Annotated in this window: 12 protein-coding genes; 9 read left to right on the top strand and 3 right to left on the bottom strand. The window is 58.6% G+C overall.

Features of this window, described 5'->3' with window-relative positions:
* The first annotated feature begins 244 nt into the window (after positions 1-244).
* From D9N14_RS05470 to D9N14_RS05450, 5 genes are all read left to right on the top strand, one after another.
* A complete protein-coding gene (locus tag D9N14_RS05470; protein ID WP_290577786.1) occupies positions 245-1048 on the top strand; it encodes an outer membrane protein OmpK in 804 nt (267 codons plus the stop codon).
* 30 nt (positions 1049-1078) lie between these two features.
* Complete coding sequence (locus D9N14_RS05465; RefSeq protein WP_290577784.1) at positions 1079-1747, top strand: cysteine hydrolase family protein; 669 nt, start codon at positions 1079-1081, stop codon at positions 1745-1747.
* A 39-nt stretch (positions 1748-1786) separates the two neighbouring features.
* Positions 1787-3358: a hypothetical protein gene (locus D9N14_RS05460; RefSeq protein ID WP_290577782.1), complete on the top strand. Its 1572-nt coding sequence runs from the start codon at positions 1787-1789 to the stop codon at positions 3356-3358.
* A 95-nt stretch (positions 3359-3453) separates the two neighbouring features.
* Positions 3454-4137 (top strand): cysteine hydrolase family protein, encoded by a 684-nt coding sequence (locus D9N14_RS05455; RefSeq protein WP_290577780.1) that lies wholly within the window; start codon positions 3454-3456, stop codon positions 4135-4137.
* A 31-nt stretch (positions 4138-4168) separates the two neighbouring features.
* On the top strand, positions 4169-4522 hold the full coding sequence (locus D9N14_RS05450; protein WP_290577778.1) for a cupin domain-containing protein: 354 nt from the start codon (positions 4169-4171) through the stop codon (positions 4520-4522).
* Between the two features lie 42 nt (positions 4523-4564).
* Here D9N14_RS05450 and D9N14_RS05445 read toward each other — a convergent pair whose 3' ends face one another.
* On the bottom strand, positions 4565-6049 hold the full coding sequence (locus D9N14_RS05445; protein ID WP_290577776.1) for a cytochrome P450: 1485 nt from the start codon (positions 6047-6049) through the stop codon (positions 4565-4567).
* A 235-nt stretch (positions 6050-6284) separates the two neighbouring features.
* Here D9N14_RS05445 and D9N14_RS05440 point away from each other — a divergent pair, with 235 nt between their 5' ends.
* The 3 genes from D9N14_RS05440 to elbB are packed head-to-tail and all read left to right on the top strand — an operon-like array spanning position 6285 to position 8229.
* On the top strand, positions 6285-7136 hold the full coding sequence (locus tag D9N14_RS05440) for an alpha/beta fold hydrolase (protein ID WP_290577774.1): 852 nt from the start codon (positions 6285-6287) through the stop codon (positions 7134-7136).
* 12 nt (positions 7137-7148) lie between these two features.
* Positions 7149-7532: a GFA family protein gene (locus D9N14_RS05435; RefSeq protein ID WP_290577772.1), complete on the top strand. Its 384-nt coding sequence runs from the start codon at positions 7149-7151 to the stop codon at positions 7530-7532.
* 40 nt (positions 7533-7572) lie between these two features.
* Positions 7573-8229: an isoprenoid biosynthesis glyoxalase ElbB gene (gene elbB, locus D9N14_RS05430; RefSeq protein ID WP_290577769.1), complete on the top strand. Its 657-nt coding sequence runs from the start codon at positions 7573-7575 to the stop codon at positions 8227-8229.
* A gap of 10 nt (positions 8230-8239) precedes the next feature.
* Here the strand turns inward: elbB and D9N14_RS05425 are convergent, their stop codons facing one another.
* Positions 8240-9451 (bottom strand): MFS transporter, encoded by a 1212-nt coding sequence (locus D9N14_RS05425; protein WP_290577767.1) that lies wholly within the window; start codon positions 9449-9451, stop codon positions 8240-8242.
* 312 nt (positions 9452-9763) lie between these two features.
* Here D9N14_RS05425 and D9N14_RS05420 point away from each other — a divergent pair, with 312 nt between their 5' ends.
* Positions 9764-11023, top strand: coding sequence for an HD-GYP domain-containing protein (locus D9N14_RS05420; RefSeq protein WP_290577765.1), 1260 nt, complete (start codon positions 9764-9766; stop codon positions 11021-11023).
* On the opposite strand, the gene D9N14_RS05415 is transcribed toward D9N14_RS05420, so the two are convergent.
* On the bottom strand, positions 11024-12934 hold the full coding sequence (locus tag D9N14_RS05415) for an ATP-binding cassette domain-containing protein (RefSeq protein ID WP_290577763.1): 1911 nt from the start codon (positions 12932-12934) through the stop codon (positions 11024-11026).
* Between the last annotated feature and the right edge of the window lie 89 nt (positions 12935-13023).

Here is a 13023-nt window from a genome sequence, read left to right as displayed (position 1 = left end):
TGTGCGCCGACGCCCTGTGCCGTGCCCATCTTTGAGGCAGCGCCGGCATCCCCCTGGGGCCGTCACAGTGCCACGCCTGCTGCCATAACCGATTGAAAACTAGATCCAATTAAAAATAAACCCGACGTCCCGACCGGTTTGGTATGTGGCTTGCTTTCTGTTGTATACAACGAATTGAACAACAAAGTGCACTAACTAAATGGTACCCCGAAGCGGGTGATAAGGCCAAGCAGGAGTTCAGAGTATGTATCCAGTTCAAAGCGCGTTTGGAAAGTGGGCTAAGCCATTCTTGCTCCAGGCGGTGGCCGTGCTCGGTGGTCTCGGCTATGCCGTAGGCGCCTGGGCCGGTGCCGCCCAATGGAGCGCCACCAATATCCAGTATCTGTATGGCGATTCTTATGAAGCCATTTTTTTCAACACCGAAACCGGTCAGCTGGACTCCAATGCGGTGTCCGGCTCGGTGATCACGGTGGAACACGTCAACGGCTGGAAATACGGGGACAACTTTTTCTTTGTGGACCTGGTAAACCCGGATCGCAGCGGCGGTGAAATCGAAACCAGTTTTTACAGCGAATACTCCCCGCGCCTGAGCTTCGGCAAGATGACCGGTGCGGATCTCAGCTTTGGCTTCATCAAGGATGTACTGCTGAGCGCCACCATGGAGGTGGGTGACGGTTTTCACAATTACCTCTACGGCCTCGGGTTGGACCTGAATGTCCCGGGCATGCCGGTGTTTCAAATAAATTTTTACGCCCGTAATGAAGCCAATACGGACACCGGTAACCAGATCACCCTGGTCTGGTTCAAACCCTTTGCCATCGGCTCCCTGGACTTTGCGTTTGAAGGCTTCCTGGATTACGCCTTCGGCTTGGACCCCTCCGAGGACAACCTGATTACTGCCCCGCGCCTGCTGGTGGATGTGGGTAAAACCTGGGGTGCACCCGGGGTGTTGCAGGCTGGGGTGGAGTATCAGATCTGGCGCAACAAATACGGCATCGACGGCATCGACGAAGACGTGGCCCAGGCCATGGTGAAGTGGATCTGGTAGGCGAACACCGGTTGCGACAGGAGACACCCCATGGCAGTGACAATTAAAGCGGAACCGGAATCCATCGAGCTGGAGTGGCCCCGTACGGCGCTGGTGATCATTGATATGCAGCGGGACTTTATCGAGCCCGGTGGCTTTGGCAGCAGCCTGGGCAACGATGTCAGCAAACTGCGCCGGGCCATTGTTCCCTGTCAGGGGTTGCTGGCAGCCGCCCGGGCTCAGGGCCTGATGGTGATCCATACGCGGGAGGGCCACCGGGCGGATTTATCCGATGCGCATCCCGCCAAGGTCATGCGGGGTCATCCCGCCACCCGCATCGGTGCCGATGGTCCCATGGGCCGGATACTGATTCGAGGGGAGCCGGGTCACGACATCATTCCGGAGTTGTATCCGCTGGCGGGGGAGGTGGTGATCGATAAACCCGGCAAGGGCGCGTTCTATCAAACCGACCTGGAATTGCTGCTCACTACCCACGGCATCACCACATTGCTGGTGTGCGGTGTCACCACTGAGGTCTGTGTGCACACCACCATCCGCGAAGGCAATGATCGTGGGTATCGCTGTGTTGCAGTATCCGATTGTTGCGCGTCGTATTTCGACGAATTCCATCAGACAGGCTTACGCATGATTACAGCGCAGGGGGGCATCTTTGGTTGGGTAACCGACTCAGCTGCCATCATTGAAACCATCACCGCCTGAACTCCGCATCAAGAGACTGGGCAAGGGGAGGAACCAACCATGAACGAGTTTAAACCGTCACTGTGGCGACCCGGAGATTGGAATGCATTATTCGGATTCGGCACCAATATTCTGGTGAACATGCTGGTGCTTACCGGGTTGCTGCGGTTTGTGTTGCAGATGCCGGATGAGCTGGTGTTCGGCCGCATATTGCCGGCCACCGGATTGATGTTGTTTTTGAGTACCACCTATTACGCCTGGCTGGCCCATCGGCTGGCGAAGAAAACCGGGCGCAACGATGTGTGCGCGTTGCCGTCCGGCATCAGTGTGCCCCACATGTTTGTGGTGGTGTTTGTGATCATGCTGCCCATTGCCGGCACCACCGGTGATCCCGTCAAAGGCTGGGAGGCGGGCCTGACCTGGGTGTTTGTGCAGAGTTTTGTGCTGATGATCGGTGCGTTCATCGCCCCGGTGATTCGCAAAATAACACCGCGGGCGGCGTTGTTGGGTACCCTGGCCGGAGTTTCCATCGCCTTTATATCGTTACGTCCGGCGCTGGAAATGTTCATGACACCGGTGATCGGTATCACCTGCTTTGCCATCATCCTGCTGTCCTGGTTTGGGGGCGTGCGTTATTTCAAAGGCATTCCCGCCGGCCTGGTGGCCATTGCGGTAGGCACAGCCATCGCCTGGATATCCACTGCCGCGGGCTTGAACTACGGCGGTATGAGTGTGGAAAACCTGGGAGCAGCCTTCAGTAATTTCGGTTTCAGTGTGCCTATCCCGGCCGTGGGCCATGTGTTCAGTGGTTTTGAATTCATCGGCATCATACTGGTCACGGCCATTCCCTTCGGCATCTATGATCTGGTGGAGGCCATGGACAACGTGGAAAGTGCGGCGGTGGCCGGCGATGAGTTCCCCACCACCAAGGTACTGACCGCCGACGGCGCGGTGAGCCTGGTGGGGTGTCTGATGGGGAATCCGTTCATCAACGCGGTGTACATCGGTCATCCCGGCTGGAAAGCCATGGGCGGTGGTTTGGGTTATTCCGCCGCCACCGGTATTTGTATTCTGGTATTGGCCTGGTTGGGTATTCTGTCGATTATCTCGGCCCTGATACCGGTGGTGGCCATTGCGCCGATTCTGCTTTATATCGGCATGTTGATTGGCTCCCAGGCTTTCCAGGAATCCCCCAAATCCCATGCGCCGGCCATCGTGTTGGCGTTGATGCCGCACCTGGCAGCCTGGGGCAAATTGATGATCGACAACGCCCTGGGAGCAGCCGGCACCAACGCCGCCACGGTGGGCTACGAGGCCATGGGGCAGGTGGGAATCCTGTATGAGGGGCTGGCGGTGTTGGGGGGTGGCGCCATCCTCGGTGGATTGGTGCTGGGTGCCATTGCCACCTTTGTCATCGAACGGGATTTTCTGAAGGCGGCGGCGTTCTCCCTGGCCGGATGCCTGCTTACCTTCTTTGGTTTCATGCACGGCGAATCCATTGGCATTGGTGAGAGCCCGCTGGTCTCCGCCGCCTATTTGATGGTGACCGTGCTCCTGCTGGGGTGTCATCGCTTTGCCGATGCCTCGGCGCCGGTGCCGGATCTGCACAACACCACCGAAGTCTCCACTTGAAAGAGACTGCACCAAAAGCCATGCACTGGCGTCATAGGGAATGCCCGTACAACCACAGCCTGCATAACCACAGTGAAACCATCAGGAGCAAAGTGATGCATGACAAAACGGTGGCCGCCAATCCTTATCCCTGGCCCTACAACGGTGAGCTGCGGCCGGACAACACTGCGCTGATCATCATTGACATGCAAACGGACTTTTGTGGCAAGGGTGGTTATGTGGACAGCATGGGGTACGACCTTTCCCTGACCCGTGCGCCCATCGAGCCCATTGGCCGGGTGCTGTCGGCCTTCCGCGCCCAGGGATTTCACATTCTGCACACCCGGGAGGGGCATCGGCCGGATCTCAGCGATCTGCCCGCCAACAAACGTTGGCGCTCGCGGTGTATGGGTGCCGGAATCGGTGACCCTGGCCCCTGCGGACGCATTCTGGTGCGCGGGGAGCCGGGGTGGGACATCATTCCGGAACTCTATCCGCAGCCAGGGGAGCCCATCATTGATAAACCCGGGAAAGGCTCGTTCTGCGCGACGGATCTGGAACTGATTCTGCACACCTGGGGCATCCAGAATCTGGTGCTCACCGGGATTACCACCGATGTCTGCGTGCATACCACCATGCGTGAAGCCAATGACCGGGGTTTTGAGTGTTTGCTGCTGGAAGATTGCTGCGGCGCCACCGACTACAGTAACCACCTGGCGGCCATCGAAATGATCAAAATGCAGGGCGGCGTGTTCGGTGCCACCAGCACGTCCTCCGCATTACTGGACGTGATCGGCTAGACTGAAGTGAAATTGAATCCGGGAGCCGTCAATGGATGATTTTGACAAGTCGCTGGTGGTCAATGTGATGCTGGAGCAGGAGGCTTTGCTGGCGCGGCATCAATGGGAGCCTTTGGCGGAAGGGGTGTTTATCGCAACCCTGTATGCCAGCGGAGAAGAGGGGCCCCGCGCCGCGCTTCTGCATTACCTGCCCGGGGCGCGGGTGGCCAATCATCTGCATCGGGGTTTTGAACACATCCTGATTCTGCACGGCAGCCAGCAGGATGGGGCTGTGACTTACGGGGTGGGTGACCTGGTGATTCACCGCCCGGGGACCGGGCATGACATCCTCTCTGTGGAAGGTTGCATCGCATTGGGTATCTGGGAAAAGCCGGTGCAGTTTTAATGGCAGGGAGGCAATGGCTGCCACCCTGCCGGTTGCATCGGCTTACGCACTTTGCTTGAACTGAGTAATGCCGGTTTCTTTTGGCAGTACCGCTTTCACTGTAACCCAGACGCCATCCTTCGGTTCGGTCTGCCCGCCCACCAAACGCGGCGTAGGCAGGGCATCGGTATGTACATATTCCTCGTTGGACTCAAACGTCACCCGGCGCACGATCTCCGCCAGAATAATCCGCAGTTGCTGTCGGGCCTGGGCCATGCCGGCGCAGGCCCGGCGACCGCCGCCAAAGGGAAAGAATTCCCACGGCTTGGGTTTGCAGCTGCCGTCCAGCCAGCGCTCGGGGCGATACTGATGGGCGTCTTCACCGTAGATGTCCTTGCGGCGCTGGGTCAGGTACATACAGGGTGAAACACAGGTGCCCTTGGGCATCAGCCACTTGCCCAGCTGGGTGTCGTCCGTCAGCCAGCGCACGGTGGCCGGCGCCGAAGGGGACAGGCGTTGGGATTCATTCAGACAGGCGGTGATGTAAGGCAGTTCGCTGATCACCAGCGGATCGTATTCCCCCACCTTGGCCACCGAGTCTGCGATTTCCTGTCGTACTTTGGCCATGACCTGGGGATTTTTCAACAACCAGATCAGCATCCAGGACGAGGTGGCGGCGCTGGTTTCATGGCCGGCCACCATCATGGCGATGCACTCGGAAATGACCTTCTCCATCTCCAGGAATTCGCCGTCATCGTATTTGGCGCGGGCAAACACCGACAGCATGTGGGCTTCGTTCTCGTCCATGCGGGCGCGGATGCCCTCGGCATCTTCGCGGATCATCTGGGCCAGTTGCACCTTGTAGTCCAGCGGCTGTTTCCAGGGCAGCAGCCCCTTCTTCAGATTGCCCATTTTGCCTTCTTGGGTGCGCTGGCGATATTTGGCATTGAGCTTGGCGCGGAATTTACGGGCGCCGTAGAGTTGGCCGATGGTGAACATGGTGTCGTTGGTGGATGTAGTGAGCCAGCCCAGGATGAGTTCCTTGTAGCGTTCCTTGCGTTCCCCTTCGCGCAGGCCGAATAAGGTGTAGCAAATAATATCGAGGGTCATGTCGCCGACGATCCTGGGGAAATTGAATGCCTCGCCCACGGTCCAGGAATCGATGTGCTCACTGATGATGTCGTGCATGACACCAGCGCGGTTTTTCAGTTGCGCCGTGGCCAGGGAGGGAATGATGCGTTTGCGGGAATCCTGATGCTTTTTGAAGTTTTCAAACAACACGCATTCCTCGCCCACATCGATGGGGATCTGCACCGAGAACGGATCATATTGCTCCGGCTTGAGCGCGAACGTGTCCCGTACCACCTCCGGATCGCCGGTCCACACCATCGGGCCCTGACCCGGTAAGGTGAGGGTGAAGGAGTCGCCGTATTCCTCCTGGTAGCGATCCAGGTTGTTCCAGATGTCGATGCCAAGACTCATTGCGTGTTTGATTTTGCCGCCCTTGGGAACGGGGGGAAGCTTGGGTTCCGTGTTCGCTGCCGTCATGTGCCGTTTCTCTCTGCCTTGTTTTTGTTGTCGGGTGGAGTGAGTCCACTTTAAGTATACGCTGTATACTCTAGAGGGTTTGCCGATGCAGTTCAAGACGCCTTTTCAGGGGAGTTCAAAAGTCCTTGAATTTCAGAGGTGTACAAGAACTGAACGGGGGTGTTGATCAGTGCTGGTAGCGGGGCTCGCAGCCTGATACTTTGGTACGAACACAGTTCTCAAGGATGATACGGTGATGCCAAGCGTGACTTTGCCTTCGGCAGTGGTGAACTATTCTGAGCAGGGGCAGGGCGCCCCCATTCTCCTGCTGCATGCCAACCCGGGGGAGCGGCGGGATTTTGCCGCGGTGATGGAACCCTTGACCCGGCTGGGGCGGGTGATCGCCCTGGATTGGCCCGGCTTTGGGCAGTCACCGCCCATGGTGGCCGGGCAATGGGTGACGGTGGAGGATTTTTATCGGGTGCTCGAGGAATTCGTGGCCACCCTGGGGCTGCGGGATTTGGTGCTGGTGGGCAACTCCCTGGGCGGCAATGCGGCGGTGAAGCTGGCGGCGCGGCACCCTCACTGGGTGCGGGGGCTGGTGTTGGTGGCCCCGGGTGGCTTTACGCCCCGCAATTGGTTGACGCAGGGTTTTTGTCGTCTGCAGGGCAGTGCGCTGTCGCTTTCGCCCTATCGTTTTGCCCGGTTCTACATAAAGCGCAAAACCGCCGTCAGCAGCGCCATGCTCGCCCGCGCCCACGATGAACAGTCTGCAGCGGAGCCGGTGGCTCTCGGGCGGGCCCTGTGGCGCAGCTTCGGGCAACCGGAGAACGATCTTACCGAGATTGCGCCCAAGGTGCGGGCGCCCTGTCTGTTGGTGTTCGGGGCAGAGGACCCGGTGATCCGGGCCCAGCTGGATGGCGAGCGGGCATTGCAGCTGCTGCCCCATGCCGAACGTGTGATTCTGCCCTGTGGCCATGTGGCGTTTGCCGAGCTGCCGGAGCCATTCCTGCAGGCGGTGTACGGATTCATGGCGGGGTTGAATCCCCCTTCCCGGTTGCAGAATGAGAACGTTACAATAGGTGATCTGGATTCTGAAGTGTCATGATGTGAGGCAGTAATGCATTATCAAGGAGGCTGTCACTGCGGTGCAGTGCGGTTCGAAATCGAAGTACCGGAGCCGGTGGTCAGTCAGGACTGCAATTGCTCCATTTGTGCCAAAGCCGGTTTTTTGCACCTGATCGTGCCCAAGTCAAAGTTCACCCTGCTCAGCGGAGCAGACAACCTAACCACTTACACCTTCAATACCGGGGTGGCGAAACATCAGTTTTGTAAAACCTGTGGGATAAAATCCTTTTATATTCCCCGCTCCAATCCCGATGGGGTGGATGTTAATGTGCGTTGCCTGGATACCAGACCGGCGCAGTTAACCATCGAATCCTTTGACGGGCAGAACTGGGAGCAGGGCGCCCATACGCTGGCGCACCTGAGCCAGGAATCCTGAGCGGCGGCAGTAACAACCCGATCTGAAACGGAGGCAAACAATGGCAAAGAAAGTAGCGGTAATCCTGTCTGGATGTGGTGTGTTTGATGGCGCCGAGATCTACGAGGCCACCCTGGTGCAGCTGCGGCTGGACGAGGCTGGAGTGGAATTCCAGTGCATGGCTCCCAACGTCAGCCAGATGCATGTACTGAATCACATGACGGGCGAGGAAATGCCGGAAACCCGCAATGTGCTGGTGGAATCCGCCCGCCTCTGCCGCGGCAACATCATTGATCTGGCCGAGGCCCGTGCAGAGGACTATGACGCCGTGATCGTACCCGGTGGGTTCGGGGTGGCCAAGAACCTGTCCAGCTTTGCGGTGGACGGCACCGGCATGAGTGTGAACGAGGATCTGGTGAACTTTATCCAGGCCATGAATCAACAGGGCAAACCCGTTGGCCTGGTGTGCATCGCGCCGGCGTTGGCTCCCAAGCTGTTCGGTGAAGGGGTCAAGTGTACCCTGGGCAGCGATGAGGATGACGCCGCCAAAGCCGTGGTGGCCATGGGGGCCAGTCACGAATCCTGTGCGGTGGATGAAATCAGCATCGATGAAACGCGCAAACTGGTGACCACACCCGCTTACATGTTGGCCGGGCGCATCAGTGAAGCCTCTGCCGGCATCAGCAAACTGGTGGAGGCGGTGCTGGCACGGGCCTAGAACGTGGTGGTCAGGCGGCGTTGCGCGTCCAGTGTCGGCGCAGCACCGCCAGGGCCAACAGTCCGTTGAGCAGCGCCGCCGCTGCGTAGGGTGCCATCACGTGGGCCTCGTAGAACATGGCGCCGAGGGTGGGCCCCAGAATAAACCCCAAGGCCGGAGCACCCGCGATCACACCGGCCACCGCGCCCTGTTCCTCTGCAGACACCGAGAGTGAGGCGCTGGCGGAAAATCCCGGCATGGCCAGACCAAAGCCAAAACCGATGAATGAGAAGGCCAGCAGGGCATCGCGCTCCATCTGCAATTGCAGCAGCACCAGGTAACCCACCAGCATCAACGGCAGCCCGATCAGCAGCAGGGTGTTGGATTCCAGCTTCAACTTCGCCACCACCACGAACTGGGCAATTAACGAAAACACCGCAGAGCAGATGAATGCATGAGCCACAATGGTGGCGGTTTCCGCAGGGCTGATGTGGAGCCGGTCCTGGATCAGGTAACCCACCGTCTGCTGGCACATGGCATAGGCCATGAACATCAATACCCCGATCAACAAGATGTCGGCGTAACGGGCATCGAAATAGGATTTGACCGTATTCAGGATCTCTTGGCCGATGTGCACCCTGGTTGGCTGGGTGACTGGCGGTGCCGCCAGCGCTCGCCACACCACCACGGCCATCAACAGGGTAATGGCGCTGGCGGCCAGCAGCGGCGCCAGTAAATGCAGCAGAATCAGGGGAGCCGCCAGTGCTGGGCCCAATATGGTCCCCAGGCTGTGGGCGGAACCCAATAAGCCCATGCCTTTCACCCGTTGCTCCGGGGTGGTGATGTCCGCCATGTAGGCGGTGGCGGCCGGCGCGGTGGCACCCATCAACACCGACTGCAGCATGCGGGCAACACACAGGCACACAAACAGCAGTGTGCCCTGCAACCAGAGTTGCAGCCCCGCAAAGAACACGGCGGCGAACATCAGGGTGCCCAGGCAGTACCCCAGCAGGCCCACCAGAATCACTTTTCGGCGCCCGAATACGCTGCTCACCCGCCCCCAGACTCCGCTGCTCAATGCATAGATCACCGAGGAAAACGACAGGATCAGGCCGCCGTGGATTTCCTGCAACCCCACGCTGCGAATCAGGGGCGCCAGCACCGCAAACACAATAAACTGCCCCATGCCGATGCTGATGATGCAGGCCATTAGGACAAATTGTATCAGTGGGGGTGGTGGCATGGTGCTGGCCCTGTCTGAAGAATGGTTTGGCGAGTGGTCTGAGGGTTGCCAGATAAACGGGCGCCCATTCTACGGGCTGGTGCCGATCAGCGACAGGACGAAAACCGCCAAAAAGGTGGGCTCTCCGGCGCGGCAAATTCATCAATCATCTGTCCTAAACTGTTTTATGTGCCTGATTTGGCGGGGAGTTTTATGTGTGCGCAGGCGTGTAGGCGGATGGCTAAAAAACGTGAATATTTGTTGTTTGCCGGGTCGACAGGGAAATCCTGGGCTACAGTTATAGGAGTAGTGGTACGAGTCGTTTACACCTGAATGAAGAGAAAAGTGACCCGTTCGCGGGAGACCGTTAAAGTTCCCACCGACCAGCTGAAACTGGGCATGCATGTGTCCGAGTTGGATCGGCCGTGGCTGGACGCTCCGTTTGTGTTCCAGGGCTTTCCGGTTCACGATGAGGATGACCTGCTTGCCCTCAAGAATATTTGTGAATTCGTCTACATCGACGTTCTAAAATCCGGGATGACGCCGGATGTCCGCAGTGCGATGCTGGGGCGCAATAAACCCAAGCAGTACACCATCACCACGCCGGTGGAAAAGGAAATCCAGCAGGCCAACAAGCATTACCAGAAAGCCTATGGTGAAGTGGAAAATATCCTCGACAGCGCGTATCGCGACGGGCGCATCGACACCACGGAAATCCGTAAGCTGATCAAGGAGTGCGTGGATTCCATTGAGCGCAATCCCTCCGCCATGATGTGGCTCACCCGCATCAAGAATGTGGACAAGTACACCGCGGAACACTGTCTCAACGTCGGTATTCTGGCCATCGCCCTGGGCCGTCATGTGGGGGTGGGCCGCAAACACATGGAGCTGTTGGGCTTGTGCGGCATGTTGCACGATGTGGGCAAAATGAAGGTGGATCAGACCATCCTCAACAAACCCTCCCGCTTGACGGATAAAGAGTTCGAACACATGAAGCTGCATGTGGTGTTCGGCCGCGAGATTCTGGTGGAGGACAAAACCCTGCCCAACGAAGTCATCGGTGCCGCCTACAATCACCATGAACGACTGGATGGCAAAGGCTATCCGCTGGGGATGGATGCCAGCGCCCTCAACTTTTACACCAAGGTGGTGACCATCGTCGATGCCTATGACGCCATCACCAGTCAGCGTTGTTACAGCAAAGGCAACACCTCCGCCACGGCGCTGAAAATTCTCTACGAAAACAGCGGCAGCCAGTTCGATCCCAAGCTGGTGGTTAAATTCATCGAGTGCATTGGCATTTACCCGCCGGGTGCGCTGGTGGAGATGGCCTCCGGTGAGGTGGGGGTGGTGTTGTCGGTGGAGCCCACCAACCGGCTGCTGCCCAAAGTGGCCCTGTTGCTGGATGCCGACAAGCAGCCCATGCCGCAGAAAATTGTCGATCTGAAAGCCCAGCGGGAGGCCTCTGCCGAGGCACAGCATCGCGTCAAGACGGTGTTGATGGATGGGTCATATGGCCTGGATCTGGCGGAGTTCACCCAACACAATATCAATCTGGGTGATGCGGCCAACTTCCAGCAGGAACGGGAATAGTCAGCCTTGCAGCGACTGTTCCAGGGTTTGCAGGGTTTCCGAAGCCTCCAGCCAGGCCAGCTCCGTTTCTTCCAGTTGGGCACGGATGCTGCCCTGACGTTGTAACAACTCCGTCAGTTTGTCCTTGTTGGCCGCTGTGTACAGGTCTTCTGCCGCCAGTTCTGTTTCGATCGCTTGCTTCTCTGCTTCCAGTTGCGCCAGGGTTTTCTCCAGTGTGCTGAGCTGATTCTTCAACGGGCGCAGCTGATTGCGAATCTCCGCCGCTTTCTGGCGTTCCGCTTTGCGATCCCGTTTCTCCTCCCGCTCGCCGTCATCTGAGCTGGCTGCATTCTGTTGCGCCTGGCGGTATTCCAGCAGCCAGCGACTGTAGTCCTCCAGGTCTCCCTGGAAGGGCTGCACCGACCGGTGGGCCACCAGATAGAGCTCATCCGTGGTGGAACGCAGCAGGTGGCGGTCGTGGGAAACCAGCACCAAACCACCTTCGTAATCCTGCAACGCCAGGGTCAGCGCCAGGCGCATTTCCAGGTCCAGGTGGTTGGTGGGTTCATCCAGCAGCAACAGGTTGGGCTTGTGCCAGATGATCAGGGCCAGGGCCAGGCGGGCTTTCTCACCTCCGGAGAAGCGCCCGATGTTGTCCAGCACCGCATCGCCATGAAAGCCGAAACTGCCCAGGTATTTGCGCAGGGTCAGCTCGTCGGTTTTCGGCGCCTCCCGTTGCAGGGTCAGCAGTGGGGTGGCGGATACGTCCAGTTGATCCAGCTGGTGCTGGGCGAAGTAACCGATTTTGGTGTGTTCCCCCAGTGTTTTGTCGCCCGCCACCAGCTGCAGGGTGCCGGCCAGGGTTTTAATCAGGGTGGATTTGCCCGCCCCGTTGGGGCCGATGAGGCCGATGCGGGTGGCGGGGCCCAGCTGCAGGGCCACCTGATGCAATACGGCCTGGCCCTGATAACCCAGCTCTCCGGCTTTGATGTCCAACAAGGGGTCGGACATCTTGCTGGCGGCAGGAATACTGAAGTGAAATGGGGAGTCCACATGGGCCGGGGCGATTTTTTCCATTCGCTCCAGCGCTTTCACCCGGCTTTGGGCTTGCTTGGCTTTGGTGGCCTTGGCCTTGAAGCGGGTGATGAATGTCTGCAGGTGGGCGATTTCCCGTTGCTGCTTTTCAAACGCAGACTGTTGGTTGGCCATGCGGGCGGCGCGCTGAATCTCAAACCCGGAGTAGTTACCACTGTAATAGTTCAGCCGTTGGTGCTCGATGTGCAGCACATGTTCAGTGATTTCGTCGATGAACTCACGATCGTGGGAAATCAGGATCAGGGTGCCGGGATAGGCCTTGAGCCAGGCCTCCAACCAGAGAATGGCGTCCAGGTCCAGGTGGTTAGTGGGCTCGTCCAGCAGCATGATGTCGGAAGGGCACATCAGGGTCTGCGCCAGGTTGAGGCGCATGCGCCAACCACCGGAGAACGATTTCACCGTATTACCGAATTGCGCTTGCTGGAAGCCCAGGCCGGTGAGCAGCTTGGCCGCACGGGATTCTGCGCTGTAGGCGTCGATGTCATCCAACTGCTGGTGATATTGCGCGATGCGATGGGCGTCGTTCTCCGCTTCCGCCTGGGCCAGTTGCTGTTGCAGATGGCGCAGGGCTTGGTCGCCGTCAATCACATAATCGATGGCGGAGCGGTCCAGTGCTTCCACTTCCTGGGCCATGTGGGCGATGCGGCTGCCCGCGGGAATGTGGACCTGCCCGGCATCGGCACCGGCCTGGCCCAGCAGCAGGGAGAACAAAGAGGATTTGCCACAGCCGTTATGGCCCACCAACGCGATATGCCACCCCGGATAGGCGGTAAAGGATGCGTCCTGCAATAAACATTTATTGCCGCGATAAAGGGAGACCGATTGCAGTTGGATCATGGTGTGTGGCCGCGTGAAGTGGGGGTGGGCAGGATACCCAATTCGTGGCCATGAAAAAAGGGCTGTTCCCGTGGGGAAACAGCCCTCTT

The organism is Ketobacter sp. (assembly GCF_003671495.1).
In the GTDB taxonomy this organism is placed as follows: Bacteria; Pseudomonadota; Gammaproteobacteria; order Pseudomonadales; family Ketobacteraceae; genus Ketobacter.
This window is presented reverse-complemented; position numbering and strand designations above follow the sequence as displayed.

Excerpts from the sequence above, each read along its gene's own strand:
- D9N14_RS05470 (WP_290577786.1), top strand. The coding sequence starts at position 245 with ATGTATCCAGTTCAAAGCGCGTTTGGAAAGTGGGCTAAGCCATTCTTG.
- D9N14_RS05465 (WP_290577784.1), top strand. The coding sequence starts at position 1,079 with ATGGCAGTGACAATTAAAGCGGAACCGGAATCCATCGAGCTGGAGTGG.
- D9N14_RS05460 (WP_290577782.1), top strand. The coding sequence starts at position 1,787 with ATGAACGAGTTTAAACCGTCACTGTGGCGACCCGGAGATTGGAATGCA.
- D9N14_RS05455 (WP_290577780.1), top strand. The coding sequence starts at position 3,454 with ATGCATGACAAAACGGTGGCCGCCAATCCTTATCCCTGGCCCTACAAC.
- D9N14_RS05450 (WP_290577778.1), top strand. The coding sequence starts at position 4,169 with ATGGATGATTTTGACAAGTCGCTGGTGGTCAATGTGATGCTGGAGCAG.
- D9N14_RS05445 (WP_290577776.1), bottom strand. The coding sequence starts at position 6,049 with ATGACGGCAGCGAACACGGAACCCAAGCTTCCCCCCGTTCCCAAGGGC.
- D9N14_RS05440 (WP_290577774.1), top strand. The coding sequence starts at position 6,285 with ATGCCAAGCGTGACTTTGCCTTCGGCAGTGGTGAACTATTCTGAGCAG.
- D9N14_RS05435 (WP_290577772.1), top strand. The coding sequence starts at position 7,149 with ATGCATTATCAAGGAGGCTGTCACTGCGGTGCAGTGCGGTTCGAAATC.
- elbB (WP_290577769.1), top strand. The coding sequence starts at position 7,573 with ATGGCAAAGAAAGTAGCGGTAATCCTGTCTGGATGTGGTGTGTTTGAT.
- D9N14_RS05425 (WP_290577767.1), bottom strand. The coding sequence starts at position 9,451 with ATGCCACCACCCCCACTGATACAATTTGTCCTAATGGCCTGCATCATC.
- D9N14_RS05420 (WP_290577765.1), top strand. The coding sequence starts at position 9,764 with ATGAAGAGAAAAGTGACCCGTTCGCGGGAGACCGTTAAAGTTCCCACC.
- D9N14_RS05415 (WP_290577763.1), bottom strand. The coding sequence starts at position 12,934 with ATGATCCAACTGCAATCGGTCTCCCTTTATCGCGGCAATAAATGTTTA.